Source organism: Curtobacterium citri, from assembly GCF_030362955.1.
GTDB classification, from domain to species: domain Bacteria; phylum Actinomycetota; class Actinomycetes; order Actinomycetales; family Microbacteriaceae; genus Curtobacterium; species Curtobacterium citri.
On sequence record NZ_JAUCML010000003.1, the window covers coordinates 442,591 to 457,904 of the forward strand.

Annotated in this window: 14 protein-coding genes; 7 read left to right on the plus strand and 7 right to left on the minus strand. The window is 71.8% G+C overall.

Annotated elements, in window-relative coordinates:
- Nucleotides 1–18: 18 nt before the first annotated feature.
- Both QUG92_RS07050 and QUG92_RS07055 read right to left on the minus strand, forming a co-directional pair.
- Nucleotides 19–1,365 carry an AGE family epimerase/isomerase gene (locus QUG92_RS07050; protein WP_289458352.1) on the minus strand — a complete coding sequence of 449 codons (1,347 nt, stop codon included), beginning with the start codon at nt 1,363–1,365 and terminating at the stop codon, nt 19–21.
- A gap of 82 nt (nt 1,366–1,447) precedes the next feature.
- Complete coding sequence (locus QUG92_RS07055; protein WP_289458353.1) at nt 1,448–2,353, minus strand: ROK family protein; 906 nt, start codon at nt 2,351–2,353, stop codon at nt 1,448–1,450.
- 215 nt (nt 2,354–2,568) lie between these two features.
- Between QUG92_RS07055 and QUG92_RS07060 the strand changes: the two genes are divergently transcribed.
- The 4 genes from QUG92_RS07060 (at nt 2,569) to QUG92_RS07075 (ending at nt 7,055) form a co-directional block, all read left to right on the plus strand.
- A complete protein-coding gene (locus QUG92_RS07060; protein ID WP_182045877.1) occupies nt 2,569–3,717 on the plus strand; it encodes an ROK family transcriptional regulator in 1,149 nt (382 codons plus the stop codon).
- A 34-nt stretch (nt 3,718–3,751) separates the two neighbouring features.
- Nucleotides 3,752–5,080, plus strand: coding sequence for a sugar ABC transporter substrate-binding protein (locus tag QUG92_RS07065; protein WP_289458356.1), 1,329 nt, complete (start codon nt 3,752–3,754; stop codon nt 5,078–5,080).
- A gap of 68 nt (nt 5,081–5,148) precedes the next feature.
- A complete protein-coding gene (locus QUG92_RS07070; RefSeq protein ID WP_220456187.1) occupies nt 5,149–6,132 on the plus strand; it encodes a carbohydrate ABC transporter permease in 984 nt (327 codons plus the stop codon).
- Nucleotides 6,129–7,055, plus strand: coding sequence for a carbohydrate ABC transporter permease (locus tag QUG92_RS07075; protein WP_220456188.1), 927 nt, complete (start codon nt 6,129–6,131; stop codon nt 7,053–7,055). The genes QUG92_RS07070 and QUG92_RS07075 overlap by 4 nt, the downstream gene beginning before the upstream one ends.
- A 92-nt stretch (nt 7,056–7,147) precedes the next feature.
- On the opposite strand, the gene QUG92_RS07080 is transcribed toward QUG92_RS07075, so the two are convergent.
- Nucleotides 7,148–8,140, minus strand: a complete 993-nt coding sequence (locus tag QUG92_RS07080; RefSeq protein ID WP_289458361.1) for an alpha/beta hydrolase — start codon at nt 8,138–8,140, stop codon at nt 7,148–7,150.
- Nucleotides 8,133–9,656 (minus strand): MFS transporter, encoded by a 1,524-nt coding sequence (locus QUG92_RS07085; protein ID WP_289458364.1) that lies wholly within the window; start codon nt 9,654–9,656, stop codon nt 8,133–8,135. Before QUG92_RS07085 ends, QUG92_RS07080 begins: the two co-directional genes overlap by 8 nt.
- Before the next feature lie 147 nt (nt 9,657–9,803).
- Here QUG92_RS07085 and QUG92_RS07090 point away from each other — a divergent pair, with 147 nt between their 5' ends.
- Complete coding sequence (locus QUG92_RS07090) at nt 9,804–10,607, plus strand: SDR family NAD(P)-dependent oxidoreductase (protein WP_289458365.1); 804 nt, start codon at nt 9,804–9,806, stop codon at nt 10,605–10,607.
- A gap of 34 nt (nt 10,608–10,641) precedes the next feature.
- Here QUG92_RS07090 and QUG92_RS07095 read toward each other — a convergent pair whose 3' ends face one another.
- On the minus strand, nt 10,642–11,097 hold the full coding sequence (locus QUG92_RS07095; protein WP_289458367.1) for a hypothetical protein: 456 nt from the start codon (nt 11,095–11,097) through the stop codon (nt 10,642–10,644).
- Between the two features lie 238 nt (nt 11,098–11,335).
- Between QUG92_RS07095 and QUG92_RS07100 the strand changes: the two genes are divergently transcribed.
- Nucleotides 11,336–11,605 carry a hypothetical protein gene (locus QUG92_RS07100; protein WP_289458369.1) on the plus strand — a complete coding sequence of 90 codons (270 nt, stop codon included), beginning with the start codon at nt 11,336–11,338 and terminating at the stop codon, nt 11,603–11,605.
- A gap of 118 nt (nt 11,606–11,723) precedes the next feature.
- Here QUG92_RS07100 and QUG92_RS07105 read toward each other — a convergent pair whose 3' ends face one another.
- Nucleotides 11,724–12,839 (minus strand): Gfo/Idh/MocA family protein, encoded by a 1,116-nt coding sequence (locus QUG92_RS07105; protein WP_182045881.1) that lies wholly within the window; start codon nt 12,837–12,839, stop codon nt 11,724–11,726.
- Nucleotides 12,836–13,636 (minus strand): sugar phosphate isomerase/epimerase family protein, encoded by an 801-nt coding sequence (locus QUG92_RS07110; protein WP_182045882.1) that lies wholly within the window; start codon nt 13,634–13,636, stop codon nt 12,836–12,838. The genes QUG92_RS07105 and QUG92_RS07110 overlap by 4 nt, the downstream gene beginning before the upstream one ends.
- 243 nt (nt 13,637–13,879) lie before the next feature.
- On the opposite strand from QUG92_RS07110, the gene QUG92_RS07115 reads away from it, so the two are divergent.
- Complete coding sequence (locus QUG92_RS07115) at nt 13,880–15,172, plus strand: MFS transporter (protein WP_289458373.1); 1,293 nt, start codon at nt 13,880–13,882, stop codon at nt 15,170–15,172.
- Nucleotides 15,173–15,314 lie beyond the last annotated feature (142 nt).

A 15,314-nucleotide genomic window follows, 5' to 3' on the forward strand; every position in this document is an offset into this window, starting at 1 on the left:
TGTCCTTCCGGGGGCGGGTCAGAGGCGGAACGGGTTGGTGCGGGTGACGGCCAGCAGGTACCAGGCGGTCGCACCGGTGTGGAGGCTCGCGTAGTAGAGGTCGCCGAAGCCGGTGTCGAGGCCGTCGGAGGACGCCGAGACGATGCCCCGACCGTCCCCGTTCGGCTCCGTGCGCTGCGCGAGCTGCACGCTGTCGAGGATCGACGTCGCACGCGCCCGGTCTCCCCGCGCACCCCGGGCCTCCAGGGCGAGTGCCAGGTGGCCGGACCCCTCGAACCAGACCTTGCTCGTGTCCGCGTCGGAGAACGACGGACCCGTGTACGGCCCGTCGTGCGCGGTCAGCCGGTCGAGCACCCAGGTGACCGACGACGAGTACCGACGGTCGAGCGTGGCGAGGTACGCCCACGTCTGCACGTCCTCCGGGATCGGGGTGCGGTTGATCGTCGTGCCGTCGGGGTCGGTGCCGGTCCAGAGGTGCCCGTCGGTCGGGTCCTGCATCGCGCGGACGAACGACTCGGCCAGCGCGGCACGGCGCGCCCACGTCCGGTCGCCGGTGAGCTGGGCGAGCTGGGTGAAGAAGCCCGTGACGTCGATGTTGTGCTCGGTCGACTTGTAGGTGATCGGCTGGTCGTCCGCGTTCCGGCCGCCCGTGTAGCCCGCGGGTCGACGCGCGTCGTCACGGGCGTTCGTCTCGATCCACGTGCCGAGGCGGAGCGCCCCGTCGAGGAACCGACGCTGTCGGGTCACCGTGAACAGCCGGCAGAACGCCAGGCCCACCCAGGACTGGTTGCCCGTGTACGCCGCCGGCGAGCCGATGTCGATCGGCCGCGGGGGATCCGCCACCGGGAAGGTGTCCGGCTGGTACGAGGCCCGGGTGCGGCCGTCGCCGATCGGGTCGGCCGCCTGCAGGGCGAGGAGGGCGTCGCCGAGCGCCGTCGCACGCTGCACGTCACCGCGTCGGCGGCGTGCCAGCCAGGCGAGGACCATGAGTGCATCGTCGTAGGCGAAGGAGGACACGAACTCGGTCGGCAGCGTCGCGAAGTACCCGCCGGAGTACGAACGTGGCAGGCGGGGCGCGCTGCCCGCGCCGTACTCGTCCATGCGGAGGTCGAGGTAGTCGTAGGCGAGGTCCCGCGACCGGCTGCGCGAGAGCACCGGGCGACCGGGTCGGTGCGTCGTGGCTGGGGACGCGGCGCCGCTCGGGGCGGCGGACGCCACGCTCGGCGTACCGAGGGCGACGGCGGCCGCGGCGACGGTGGCGGCACCGCCGAGCACCATCCCGCGTCGGGTCAGGGTGGGCGGCGTACCGGGTGTCCGGTCGCCGGGGCCGCTCCGGGGGGCGGACGGACGGTTCGTCTCGGTCATGGGTTGCTCACTTCCGCCGCATCGGTGCGGCGATCGGTGGATCCGTGCAGGGGAGGCGGTGCGGGCGGCCGGTCGGTCCGCGTCAGGCGGGCGCGATGGCTGACTCGGGCGCGGTGAACGCGGCACCGAGTGCGGCGAGCGGCTGGTCGGTGGGCGCGAGGAGCACGCGGGACGACAGGCCGAGCGACGCGACGAAGGGGGAGGAGCGGGCAGCGGCGTCGAAGCAGGCACGCAGGGGAGCGAGCAGGCGGTCACCGAGGACGGCGAGCCCGCCCCCGATCACGACCGACTCGACGTCGACCGTGACGACGAGGATCCGGACCGCCGAGGCGACGCCCGCGACGAAGCGGTCCCGCACGGCGATCGCGGTCGGGTCGCCCGCGTCGGCGCAGTCGAAGAGGTCCGTCGCGGCGTTGCCGGCGTGCCCGGGCCACGCGGTGGCGAGCGCGGACCCGGAGGCGACGGTCTCGAGGCAGCCCCGCTGCCCGCACACGCAGGGCAGTCCGTCCGCCAGGACCGGGACGTGGCCGATCTCGCCGGCGTTCCCCCGCGCTCCGCGCCAGAGCCGTCGGTCCACGACGAGTCCGGCCGCCAGACCCGTGCCGATGTTGAGGTACGCCCGCGGTCCGTCCAGCTGCATGGCCTGCGCGGCACCGAGGGCGGCGACGTTGACGTCGTTCTCCACCTGCACCGGCACCCCGAGCGCGTCGGCGACCAGCGGGCCGAGGGCGACCTCGGACAGCCCGAGGTTGACCGCGTGACGGACCCAGCCGGTCTCGTGGTCGATCAGCCCCGGGATGCCGATGCCCACCGCGGTCGTCGGTGTCCCGGTCCGGTCGACCAGGGACCGGATCACCCGCAGGGTGTTCGCGAGCACGGCGTCCGGTCCGGACCCGGTCGCGACGCGCACCCGGTCGAGCACCGCACCGGACGGCGCGACGGCGACGCCGTCGATCTTCGTCCCGCCGATGTCCAGGCCGATCCTCATGGTGTTCCCGTCGTCAGGGCGAGCGACCTCGCCGTCGAGGACGCCGCGTCAGGGCAGCGCATGCGGGTTAGTAAACACGCCTAACTGTCCCCTGGCAAGCGTCTTCTGCGCCACGTTTCCCCGAGATCACGCGGATGTTACGGCTGCAGATCGGGGGTTGACAGTGGATTAGGAACGGTCCTTTACTAAGGCAACTGCTCGACGAGGGAGATCTGATGGTGAACGAGACGGATGCTCCGGCACCCTTCGCCCCGCAGCTCCGCCGCCCGCGGAGCAAGGCGCTCCCGCAGCACAGCCGGGCCCTGAACCGGTCGCTCATCCTGCAGACGCTCTTCACCGACGGCGCGATGAGCCGAGCCGACCTGTCGCGCCACTCGGGCCTCACCCGGCCGACCGTGTCGGGCCTCGTCGCGGAGCTCGAGGCCGACGCCCTCGTCACCGAGCTCGGGCCGCGCGGCGACCTCCGCGTGGGCAAGCCCGCGACCCTCATCAACCTGAACGTCGACGCCTTCCACATCGTCGTCGTCGACCTGTCCGTTCCGGACCACTTCGTCGGCGCGGTCACCAACCTGCGCGGCGACGTGGTGGACAGCGCCAGGATCGAGGTCGACGGTGCCGTCGGGGACCAGGCGCTCAACCGCATCATCCGCCTGGTCGAGCGGCTCTCCGCGATGACCTCGCGCCGCCTGCTCGGGATCGCCGTCGGGTGCCCGGGTGTCATCGACGAGACCGGGACGGTCCTCGACTCGGTGGCCCTCGGCGGCGGCCTGCCCCTCCAGCAGCAGCTCGCGGACCACTTCCGACTCCCCGTGCACGTGCTGAACGACGCCAACGTCGCCGCACTCGGGGTGCACGCCTTCGAGGCCGACCCGACCCGCGACCTGCTCGTCGTCGCGCTCGAGCACGGCGTCGGCACGGGCATGGTGCTCGGCGGGCGCCTCGTCCTCGGCGAACGGTACGCCGCCGGTGAGATCGGGCACCTGACGATCGACGAGGACGGCGAACCCTGCCCCTGCGGGCGGCGCGGGTGCCTCGAGGTCATCATCGGGGCCGACCACCTGGCGCGACGGCTCGACGCTGCGCCCGCCGCCGACCGCGGGGCCCTGCTCGGCTCCGCCGGCGACACCCTCGGCCGTGTCCTCGCCCCGATCATCAGCGCGGTCAACATCACCGAGATCGTCGTCACGGGACCGGCCGAACTGGTCGAGGGTCCCTTCGTCGACGCGGTGCACGCCACGGTCTCGGCCCGGACGCTCGCGAGCGTCGGCGACGACCTCGCCGTCACGGCCACCTCCACCAACAGCGACCTGATCCTCCGGGGCGGAGCAGCGTTCCTGCTCGCCGCGGAGCTCGGGGTCAGCTGACCCGACACAGCAGAACGACCACCAAGGAGAAGCAATGCGTACGAAGAAGTTCGCGGCAGCAGCTGCCGTGGCCCTGACCGTCGCCCTCGGGATGACCGCCTGTTCCAGCGCCGGCAACGCCGGCGCCGGTGGCAGCGGTGGCACCAAGGCGATCGGCGACGTCGAGGGCGACGGCAAGACGCTGACCGTGTGGGCGATGACCGGGGACTACTCCGACGGGACCATCGCCGCGATCAACGAGCAGTTCGAGAAGGAGACCGGCGCGAAGGTGAAGGTGCAGATCCAGCAGTGGGACGGCATCACCACGAAGGTGTCCACCGCGCTGGCGACCAACACCCCGCCGGACGTGATCGACCTCGGCAACACGCAGGTGGCGAGCTACGCCGCGAACGGTGCGCTGCTCGACCTCACTCCGTACAAGAAGGACCTCGCGCAGGGGCAGACGTGGCTCGACGGCCTGTCCGACCCGGCGACGGTCGACGGCTCGCTGTACGGCGTCCCCGGGTTCGCCGGTGCGCGGTCGGTCATCTACAACAAGCAGATGTGGAAGGACGCAGGCATCACCTCGGCGCCGACCACGTACGAGGAGCTCACCGCAGACCTCGACAAGGTCAAGGCGAAGAACGCCGAGAGCGACTTCTCGGCCTTCTACCTGCCCGGGCAGTACTGGTACGCCGGCATGCAGTTCGTGTGGGACGCCGGCGGCGAGATCGCCACGGAGGACGGCGGCAAGTGGAAGGCCGGCTTCGGCGACGCGAAGGCGCAGCAGGGCTTGCAGGACTTCAAGGAGTTCGCCAACGCGTACTCGACGAAGGCGTCGGCGACGCTCAACACCGACAGCCCCGACATGACCCAGGTCTTCGCGGACGGCAAGTCCTCGGCGATCCTCAGCACCAGCGGCGCGCTCGGGCTCATCGAGAAGGCGAACCCGAAGATGACCGCCGACGCCCTCGGCACGTTCCCGTTCCCGGGGAAGTCCGGGAAGACCCAGCCGGTCATGCTCGGTGGCTCCGACTGGGGCATCGCGGCGAAGTCGAAGAACTCCGACCTGGCGCTGGCGTGGGTCAAGATCGCGACGAGCCCCGACGTGCAGAGCAAGTACGTCTACGGCGACACCGGGTGGATCCCGAACAGCGCCGAGGGCATCAAGGCCGCTGACTCGAGCCTGAGCGAGATCAACAAGGCGTTCTTCACCGCCGCGCTCAACTCGAAGGCGACCCCCGCGAACGCCCGGTGGGCGGACCTCGAGGGCGACCTGAGCATCAACGACCTGTTCTCGAGCATCGTCTCCGGATCGAAGACACCCGAGCAGGCCGCGGCGACCTTCGACGAGGCCGCCGACAGCACCCTCAACAAGCAGTAGGACGACCCAGCAGGACGGTGCGGGTGCTCCGGCACCCGCACCGTCCGACCCTCACGGAAAGGCCAGACGTGACTGTCTCCGCCACCCGCCCGAGCCTGGAGCGCCCGGACCGTCCCACACGCGCACGCGGCGATCGCCCCGGCGGCCCCCCGCGGCGCCGCACCACCCGCTCGTCCGCCCCCTTCTGGCTGCTCACGCCGGCCGGACTGGTGCTCGTCTTCGTGACGGTCGCCCCGATCGTCTTCCTGGTCTTCACGTCGTTCACCGACTACGACCAGCGCTCGCTGTTCACCGGTGCCTACGACGCCGTCGGCCTCGCGCAGTACGGGCAGATCCTGACCGATCCGGCCTTCTGGGCGGCGCTGGTCCGGACGGTGCTGTTCACCGCCGCGATGGTCGTCGGCAGCATCCTCATCGGAGCGGGCGTCTCCCACCTCATGACCCGGCTCGGCGTCGTGCTGCGGTACGCCGTCACGATCGTGCTCATCTTCGCGTGGGGCATGCCGAACGTGGCGTCGTCGCTCGTGTGGAACTGGCTGTTCCAGCCCGGGTACGGGGTGGTCAACTGGGCCCTCACGCAGCTCCGGGTCTTCGGTGACATGACCGACACCGACTGGGGCAACAGCGCCGGGCTCGCCTACACGTCGATCTGGATGCTCGTGGTCTGGCAGGCGGTGCCGTTCATCGCCCTGACGCTGTACGCGGCCGAGACCCAGATCCCGCTCGAGGTGAAGGAGGCCGTCCGGCTCGACGGCGGTTCCGAGTGGACCGTCTACCGCGTGGTGACCATCGAGTACCTCCGCCCGACGCTCCTGCTCGTGACGATGCTCTCGATCATCTGGGACTTCAACGTCTTCAACCAGATCTGGCTCGTCTCGCAGGGCGGTCCCGACGGGGCCACCTCGACCCTGGGCGTCTTCACCTACGTCACGGCCTTCGTCGGGCACGACATCGGCACCGGGTCCGCGGTCGCCGTGATCGCCGCGCTCATCCTCATGGTGCTCAGCGCGCTGTACATCCGGAACCTCGTCCGATCGGGAGAAGACCTGTGACCACCGCGATGCCGACGGGCGTCCCCGTCGAGGCCGACGTCCCCGCAGCCGTCCCGACCCCGAAGGGCGTCGCGGCGACGAAGCGGATCCGCCGTCGTCGTCGCCCGGTCCGCTGGATCAGCAGCACCATCGCGGTCGTGTTCTGCCTGGTGTGGATCTTCCCCGTCTACTGGATGGTGAACACCGCGTTCAAGCCGCGGTCCGAGGCCCTGACGAGCACACCGCTGTTCGCCCCCGCCCACCCGACGATCGAGAACTTCGTCACGGCGTTCACCCGGGCCGACTTCCTCGTCTACCTCGGGAACTCGACGATCGTGGTCGTCGGAGCCGTCGTGCTGTCGCTCGCGCTCGGCATCCTGGCGTCGGCCGCGCTGTCGCGGTTCCGGTTCCGCGGGCGCCGACCGATCCTCGTCGCGATCCTGCTCGTGCAGATGCTGCCCGGCACCGCACTGCTCATCCCGCAGTTCCTCATCTTCAACCAGGTCGGTCTGACCGGCACCTACGCCGGGCTCATCCTGGCGTACGTGGCCGCGGTGCTGCCGTTCTCGATCTGGGTGATGCGCGGGTTCTTCCTGGCGATCCCGATGGAGGTCGAGGAGGCCGCCCGCATCGACGGCGCGAGCACGTGGCAGGTCCTGACGAAGGTGCTCTTCCCGCTGGTGATGCCGGGGATGATCGCGACGAGCGTGTTCGCGTTCATCGCCGCGTGGAACGACTACATCGTGGCGTACACGTTCATGCAGGACCAGGCGCAGTACACGTTGCCGGTCTGGCTCGCGTCGTTCACCACGCAGACGACCGGAACCGACTTCACGGGGCAGATGGCGGCATCGGTGCTGTTCTCGCTGCCGGTCGTCGTGTTCTTCATGATCGTCCAGCGCAACCTGGTCTCGGGGATGTCGGCCGGCGCCGTCAAGGGCTGACCGCCGGACGGGAGGCGCGGTGCGGGCCCGCACCGCGCCTCCCGTCCGTCCGGTGGTCGCGGCACAGGCCCGCACCCGCTGCTGCGGTCCGGTCAGCCCCGGCTCGTGACCGGGCTCGGGGGACCGAGCAGCCGCGTGGTCCAGTCGGCCAGGGCGGCGGTCGCCGCCCTGGAGACCGCCGCGCCGGGCACCATGCTCGTGAACCCGTGGAACGCGCCCGGCCAGACGTGCAGCTCGGCGTCGACCCCGGCCGCCCACAGGGCACTCGCCCAGGCGACGGTCTCGTCGCGGAACACCTCGGCGCTGCCGCAGTCGATGTAGGTGCGCGGGAGCCCGGACAGGTCGTCCGCACGGGCGGGTGCCGCGTACGGCGAGACGTCGGCCGTACCGCGTCGGTCGCCCAGGTAGGCGCCCCAGCTGAAGTGCATCGCCTGTCGGTCCGCGATCCCCACCCCGTCGATCTGGCGCGTCGACACGGTGTCGTCGCGGTCGTCGAGCATCGGCGAGACCAGGACCTGGGCGAACAGCTCCGGCCCCCGGCGGTCACGCGCCAGCAGTGCGGTCCCGGCAGCGAGCCCGCCGCCGGCGCTCTGGCCGGCGATGACGATGCGTGCGGGGTCGATGCCGAGCTCGTCCGCGTGGTCCGCGACCCACACGAGCCCGGCGTAGCAGTCCTCGACGGGGGTGGGGTCCGGGTGCTCCGGGGCGAGCCGGTAGTCGACGCTGACGAGCACGACGTCGTGGTCGAGCAGCCAGTCGTCGTAGGAGTCGAGGTTGCCGAGGTGGTGCCCCATCACCATCCCGCCGCCGTGGATCGTGTAGACCGCGGTGGTCGGGCCGGTCCGTCCGGTGCGTTGGATCACCGCCAGGTCGATCGGGACGCCGAGGTGACCGGGGACGCTGACGGTGCGGCGCTCGTACCCGCGGGCGCGCAGGCGGTCGTCGAGCTCCTGCTCGGTGACCTCGAGCGCTCGCATGCGGGGGAGGGCGGCGGCGTCGATCGTGAACGGACCCCGGGCCGTCAGCGCGGCGAGGAAGACGTCGAGCTCGGGGTCGAACGGCGGGCGGATCGTGGTGTCAGGCACGGGAGGACTCCTGGGAGGTGGTGGGTGCGGGCTGCTGCGTGGACGGGAGGGGAGCGGAGGTCGGTGCGGGGTCGGTGCGGCGCCGTCGACCGCGCAGGATGCCGACGCCGACGAGCAGTGCGGCGGCGCAGGTGACGACGGCGCCGGCGACCTGGACGGCACCCAGGACCGCCGTCGTGTGGGCTGCGGTGGGGTGCGCCACCGTGACGCTTCCGGGGACGAGCACGGCGAGGACCGTGCCGGTGGCGGAGATACCCACCGCGGTGGCGAGCTCGCTCGCGGTGTCGACGAGTGCCGCGCCGATCGAGGTGCGGTCGGCGGGCAGGCCGGCCAGGACGTTGTTGCCGGCGACCGCACCGACGACCCGCATGCCGACCGCCACCAGGGCGAGTGCGACGGCAACCGCGGGGTAGCCCGTCCGACCGGCGACGGTGAAGACCGCCAGGCCGACGACGACCGCGGTGGCGCTGGTCCACGCGGCACGCTCGAGCCCGACGCGCCGCACGAAGGGTCCGACGAAGCGTCCGGCCGCGAGCAGGACGACGACCTGCGGCAGGGTGCCGACGGCGGCGAGTGCGGGCGGCCACCCCCAGGCGGACTGGAGCTGCAGGGTCACCAGCCACGAGAGCCCGGCGGTCGCGAGGCCCGCGGCCGCCTTGTGCGCGAGCCCGCTGGCGACGAGCGGCCGGGCGAGCAGGGCGAGGTCGAGCATCGGCGACCGGGCGGTCCGCTCGCGCAGGACGAACCCCGCGACGGCCGCGATCGTCGCGGCGGCGACGGCCCACGCGGCCGTTCCGGCACCCTCGACCGCGAGGGTCGGCGTGACGAGGACACCGGTGACGGCGGCCGTCCCGAGGGCCGCGCCGAGCAGGTCGAGCGGCTCGCGGTGCAGGTCGTCGGGGCCGTCAGGGCGCACCCCGGCACGGATACCGACCAGCGCGACCAGGGCGATCGGGGCGTTCGCGACCAGGAGGACCTGCCACGGGGCCACCGCCAGGACGAGCCCGCCGATCGTCGGCCCGACCGCGAGCCCGACGAGGCCCGCGGTCGACACCACCGTGAGTGCGCGGACCCGCAGGTCGTCGGTGGCGACGAGCCGGAAGGTCAGTGCCATCGAGCCGGGCGTCGTCATCGCGGCGGCGAGCCCCATCAGGGCACGGACGACGACGAGCTGCTCCACCGACGTGACGAGGGGGGTCGCCGCGCTGACCAGGGCGAGGAGCACCAGGCCGGTGAGCATCGTGCGCCGTCGGCCGAACCGGTCGGCGACCGACCCGAACAGGAGCATGAGCCCGCCGAACGCCACGGAGTAGGCGCCGGAGACCCACTGCAGCGACGTGGTCGATGCGGAGAGGTCCCGTCCGATGGTGGGCAACGCGACGGTGAGGACCGAGTTGTCGAGCATCTCGAGCAGGAAGACGGCGGACAGTCCGGCGAGGGCGACCCACACGTCGCCCAGACGGACGGGCTCGGTGCGGGCGGGTGGGGTGTGAGCAGGCGGGATCTGAGCAGGCACGGGTGCACTCCTTCGATGAAGAAGTGGCGACTCCCGTGAGACGCGTGCTCGCTCCCGTCCGCCGGAGCGGAGCAGGATTTTTCCCTCTGGGCGTGACTGTACCGCGATCACGGTCGACCGCGCCACCACCGGGTGTACGCAGGATCCATGAGCCGTCCCCGCAGTCCCTTCCGTGGCCTCCGCGCCCTCGTCACCGGCGCCAGCGGGGGGATCGGCGAGGCGCTCGCCCTCGGGCTCGCCGCAGCCGGCGCCGACGTCGTGCTGGTCGCCAGGTCCGAGGGGCGGCTCGGCGCGCTCGCCGAGCGCATCCGCCGCGACCACGGCGTGACGGCGACGGTGCTCCCCGCGGATCTCGCCACGGCGGACGGCGTCGACGGGATTGTCGAACGGCTCGAGGGCACCCGGGTCGACATCGTCGTCGCGAACGCCGGGGTCGGCGACCACGGGCCCTTCGTCGCCGCGACCGACGAGCGGCTCCGGACCCAGGTCGACCTCAACTGCACCGCGGTCGTCCGGCTCGTGCACGCGTTCCTGCCCGGGATGCTCGAGCGGCGGGTCGGCGGCGTCATGACCGTCGCGTCGACCGCCGCGTTCCAGCCGACCCCGCAGATGGCCGTCTACGGCGTGACGAAGGCGTTCGTGCTGTCCTTCACCGAGGCGGTCTGGCAGGAGAACCGGGGGAGCGGGGTCCGGTTCCTCGCACTCTGCCCCGGCCCCACCGCGACGGGCTTCTTCGACGAGGCGGCGCGGGGAGCGGGGTCGGCGGGCGTCATGGAACGCGGGCGGCAGTCGGCTGAGCAGGTCGCGGCCGTGGGCCTCCGGGCGTTCGCGCGGCAGGGCGGCCCGACGGTGGTGTCCGGCCTCGGCAACGCGGTGACGGCGAACGCGCACCGGTTCGTCCCGCGCGGACTGATGGCACGGATGTCGGCGCTGGTCACCGGCGGGGAGTGATCGTCAGCGGACGCTGGTCACCGGGAGGGGCTGCTCACCCGTAGCCCTCGTCGTACAGCCGCCACCCGTCGGCGGTGTGGCGGAAGCAGAACTGCCACCCCTCGAGCGTCCCCGGGTCGTCGCCGGTCAGGTTCGTCTGCGTGACGTCCACCGGGATGCACTGCACTGCGACCCCGCCGTTCTCGTCCGCGGGCCGTCGCTCGACGGTGCCGACGTTCCGGTGGGCGAGCAGGTCCGGGTGCTCGTCGAGCCAGGACGTCGGCTGCCGCTGCCCGCACCACGCCTGGTCGGGTGACGACGGTGCGTGCGCAGCCGTGAGGGCCTCGGTCACCGCGCAGTCGTGGGCCTCGGCGGCGCGGAGGTACACCCGCAGGACCTGCTCCGACGAGGCGCTCGCCGGAGGGAGGCGCCGCGCGGTCTCGGCAGCGTGCTCGAGGTGCACGCCGATGCCGGCCCCCGTGGCGACGACGGCCAGCGCGGCAGCCGCCACGAGGACCGGCAGGCCCCGTCGTCGTGGAGCTCGGTCGTGCGTCGTGTCCGTGGCGCCTCCTTCGACAGCGGTCGGATCCCCCTCGTCCCGACCCTGACACGGCACCGCTCCCGTCGGCATCCTCCTGCGGGACGAAGCCGACCGGCCGGTCGGCTGGTGAGGACGGGTGCAGCGGTGGAACATCACGCTCCGCCGGTGATGTGCGGTGGCGGTACAGTCGGGACATTCCGTCAAGGAGGTGATCATCATGTCGAAGGGCAGAAGACGATCGTTCGCTGTCTCGGTGCGCCTGAAGGCCCGAGCCGTGGCGTCGGTCCTGACGAACGTCTGGGTCGCGGTCGCCGTTGCCGTGGTGCTGCTGGTGGCCGGCTCTGCGTTCTTCTCCAGCACCGTGGACACGCCCTGTCAGTGGGTGGGCGCGGCGCTCAACGGGCTCGCCGTGGGGGTGAGCGGCGTCTACGTCGGCACGACGGCTCGCCATCACCGTCGACGGGACACGAGGCCCTGAACCGACGGACGGGAGGACGGTGCCAGCTGGCACCGTCCTCCCTCGTAAGCTCGGTCGGCGCGCCCCGCACAACGCTTCGCGTTGCCGCTGAGCGGGGCGCGCCCGTCCTGGTGGCTTGCTACGCGTCCACGCCCTCCGCGAGCACGGCGGCCGCGGGGTCGAAGTCCTCGGGCAGCGGCTCCGGCTTCGTGATGCGCGAGGTGATCTCGACCGCCTGGCCGGAGTCCGCGGCGTCGCGGATGCCGAGCATCACGTCGAGCGCGTGCGACGCGACGGCACCGGAGGCACGCTCCGGGCGGTCCTCGGCGATGGCGCGTGCCATCTCGACGACGCCCGTGCCGCGACCCCACGTGGAGCCCTTGTGCTCGAGGGTCGTCGGCTCGTCCTTGCCGAGCGTCCACAGCGTGCTGTCGCCGTCGAAGACGTTCGGGTCCGGGAGCACGATCGTGCCCTCGGAGCCGTTGATCTCGACGAAGCCGTTGCGGGGCAGGGCGTGCTGGAACGACAGGGTCGTCTGCGCGGACTGGCCGTCGGCGAACGAGATGAGCGCGGCGTGGTGCGTGGGCACCTCGACCGGGAACTCGGTGCCGGCGCGGGGACCCGAGCCGATCACGCGGGTCTCGCGCGACTTCGACGCCACGGCCTGCACGCGCGAGGCGGAGCCGAACGCGTGGAGCAGGGTCGTGACGTAGTACGGGCCGATGTCGAACAGCGGACCGGCGCCCTGCGCGTACAGGAACTCGGGGTCCGGGTGCCACTGGTCCGGGCCGGGCACGTGGAACATCGTCGTCGCGGTGAGCGGCGTGCCGATGTCACCCCGGGCGATGGCGCGGATCGCGGTCTGGATGCCGGCACCGAGCACGGTGTCGGGGGCGGTCGCGTACCGCACACCGGCGGCCGACGCGGCGGCGAGGAGCGCCTGGGCGTCCTCGGCCGTGGTGGCGACCGGCTTCTCGCTCCAGGTGTGCTTGCCGGCGGCGATGATCTGCTGTCCGACCTTGGCGTGCTCGGCCGGGATCGTGATGTTGACCACGATCGAGATGTCGTCGCGGGCGAGGAGCTCCTCGACCGTGCCGGACGCGGGCACGCCGTACTTCTCGGCCTGCGAGGCCGCGCGCTCGAGGATGAGGTCGGCGACCATCAGGACCTCGACGTCGGCGAACTGCGTCAGGTTGGTGAGGTACTGGTCCGAGATGTTGCCGGCACCGATGATGCCGACTCCGACGCGGGTCACTTGTCGTTGCCCTTCAGCCACTCGAGCGACTCGGTGATGCCCTGGAAGACGTCGCCGGAGTACGCGTCGAACTCGACGACGCGGATGGCCTGCGGCGCGGCGGCGAGGATGCCCGCCACGTCGACGTCGCCCTGGCCGGCCGGGGTCTGGTTCTCGAAGGCACGCTGCAGGGCCTCGGGCACGACGAGCGCGCTCTCGGACGAGGGCAGCGCGGTGAGGATGTCACCGTCGACCTTGCCGTCCTTGACGTGGATCGCGACGACGCGGTCGCCGAGCGACTGCAGGACGGCCGGGGCGTCGGCACCGCCGACGGTCGCCCAGAAGGTGTCGACCTCGAGGACGGTCTCCGGCGAGAGCTGCGACACGAAGAGGTCGTAGACGGTCCGGCCGTCGACCTTGTTCGTGAACTCCCACTGGTGGTTGTGGTACCCGAACTCGAGCCCACGAGCGGTGGCCTCGGCGGTGAGCTCGTTGACGCGCTCGGCGATCTTCGCGACGTCGTCGGCGGTCTGCCAGCGGTCGGTCGGGATGAACGGGTCGATGACCGTCTGGATGCCGAGACGCTCGGCGGCGTCCCAGATCGGCGCGGTGTCCTCGGCGTCGATCACGGCGACGTGACCGGACGGGGCCTTGAGGCCGGTGGCGGCAAAGGCCTTCTCGAGGTCGGCGGCGCGCTCGACGAACGCGTACGGCTCGACGTTCTCGTAGCCGATCTCGCGCACCCGGGCGATGGCCTTGTCGAGGTCTTCGGCGATGGCGTCGCGCAGCGAGTACAGCTGCACAGAGGTGGTGGGCATGGCAGAGGGCTCCTTCGGTCCTGTCTGGGTGTCGCGGCATCTGGTGTCGCAGCCCGTCGAGGATCGATGCTCCCCGGCGAGATCGCTCACGACGCTACCCCAAAAACCACCCGCTGTGTAGTTTTTGTCGCGCGTCGTCCATCGGCAATCTGCGCAACACGTGTCGCACGCAGCCCGAGCGATGTATGCTCGCCGACGGAAAACCTTGCAGCACAAGGTTTCCGTTCGACTCAAGGAGGCGTCATGAGCACACCCGAACCCGGCAGCCGCGCAGTGCTGGACCCGGAGGGCATCACCCAACCCGTCAGCACCATGCGGGTCGGCATCGGCTACCAGGTCGCCCTGTTCCTCGGGCAGTTCGGCCTGTTCGTGGCGCTCATGGCCCCGGTCTACGTGAGCATGCAGATCAAGGCGCAGGCCCTGGTCGGCGACGACGCCGCGACCGTGATCGGCTCGGTCCTGCCGATCGGCGCGTTCGGCGCGCTCATCATGAACCCCCTCGCCGGTGCCCTGTCCGACCGCACCCGCACCCGCTGGGGTCGTCGTCGCCCGTGGCTGCTCGGCGGCGTCGTGGTCTTCGCGATCGCCCTGGCCTGGATCGCCTACGCGCCGGACGTCCTCAACCTGACGCTCGGCTGGCTGCTCGCCCAGCTCGCGGCGAACGCCACGCTCGCCACGCTCCTCGCGAGCTTCGCCGACAACGTGCCGCAGCTGCAGCGCGGCCGGGCGTCGAGCATCATCGCCCTCGCGCAGAACACCGCCGTGCTCGCGGGCACCTACCTGTCGGTGTTCTTCGTGGCGAACCTGCCGGTCCTGTTCATCGCGCCGGGCATCCTGGCGATCGTCCTCGTGCTCGTCTACGCCCTCGTCGCCCGCGACGAGCTCCCGACGTACCCGCTGAAGCGGTTCACCTGGCTGAACCTCGTCTCGTCGTTCTGGACGAACCCGATCAAGAACCCGGACTTCGCGTTCGCGTGGTGGTCGCGCTTCCTCATCATCCTCGCGACCTTCATGTTCACGACGTACCGCCTGCTCTACATGCAGGAGCACCTCGGGATCGACAACCTGCAGGACGCCACCGCGGCCGTCGCGTTCGGCGTGCTCCTGTACACGCTCGCCCTGCTCGTGAGCGCGGCGCTGTCCGGCTGGGCGTCGGACCGGCTCGGCCGCCGCAAGGTGTTCGTCGGTGGGTCGACGGCGTTGTTCGCCGTCGGGCTCGTGGTGCTGGCCCACGCCGACACCGTGACCGGGTTCTACGTGGCCGAGGTCGTCATGGGCTTCGCCTACGGCATCTACTCCGCGATCGACACCGCGCTGGTCGTCGACGTCCTGCCGAACGCCGACCGGCCGGGCAAGGACCTCGGCGTGATCAACATCGCCAACGCGCTGCCGCAGTCGCTCGCTCCGGCGATCTCGCTGTTCTTCCTGTCGATCGGCAGCGTGCACGCCGACAACTACACGCTCATGTGCTGGGCCGCCGGGGTGGTCGCCCTGCTGGGCGCCCTCGTGGTCATCCCGATCAAGCGGGTCCGGTAGCGGCGGTCGCGACACGCGACACCGGACGGACGGGAGGCGGGGGGGGCCCGGGGCCCCCCCCCCCCCCCCCCCCCCGGGGGGCCGGGGTCCCGTAACCGGAGGGGCAGCCCCGCCCCCCGCCCGTAGGCCCCCCGCGCGGCCC

Bases quoted from the DNA above. Each gene is read 5' to 3' on its own strand.
- QUG92_RS07050 (WP_289458352.1), bottom strand. From the start codon at position 1,365: ATGACCGAGACGAACCGTCCGTCCGCCCCCCGGAGCGGCCCCGGCGAC.
- QUG92_RS07055 (WP_289458353.1), bottom strand. From the start codon at position 2,353: ATGAGGATCGGCCTGGACATCGGCGGGACGAAGATCGACGGCGTCGCC.
- QUG92_RS07060 (WP_182045877.1), top strand. From the start codon at position 2,569: ATGGTGAACGAGACGGATGCTCCGGCACCCTTCGCCCCGCAGCTCCGC.
- QUG92_RS07065 (WP_289458356.1), top strand. From the start codon at position 3,752: ATGCGTACGAAGAAGTTCGCGGCAGCAGCTGCCGTGGCCCTGACCGTC.
- QUG92_RS07090 (WP_289458365.1), top strand. From the start codon at position 9,804: ATGAGCCGTCCCCGCAGTCCCTTCCGTGGCCTCCGCGCCCTCGTCACC.
- QUG92_RS07110 (WP_182045882.1), bottom strand. From the start codon at position 13,636: ATGCCCACCACCTCTGTGCAGCTGTACTCGCTGCGCGACGCCATCGCC.
- QUG92_RS07115 (WP_289458373.1), top strand. From the start codon at position 13,880: ATGAGCACACCCGAACCCGGCAGCCGCGCAGTGCTGGACCCGGAGGGC.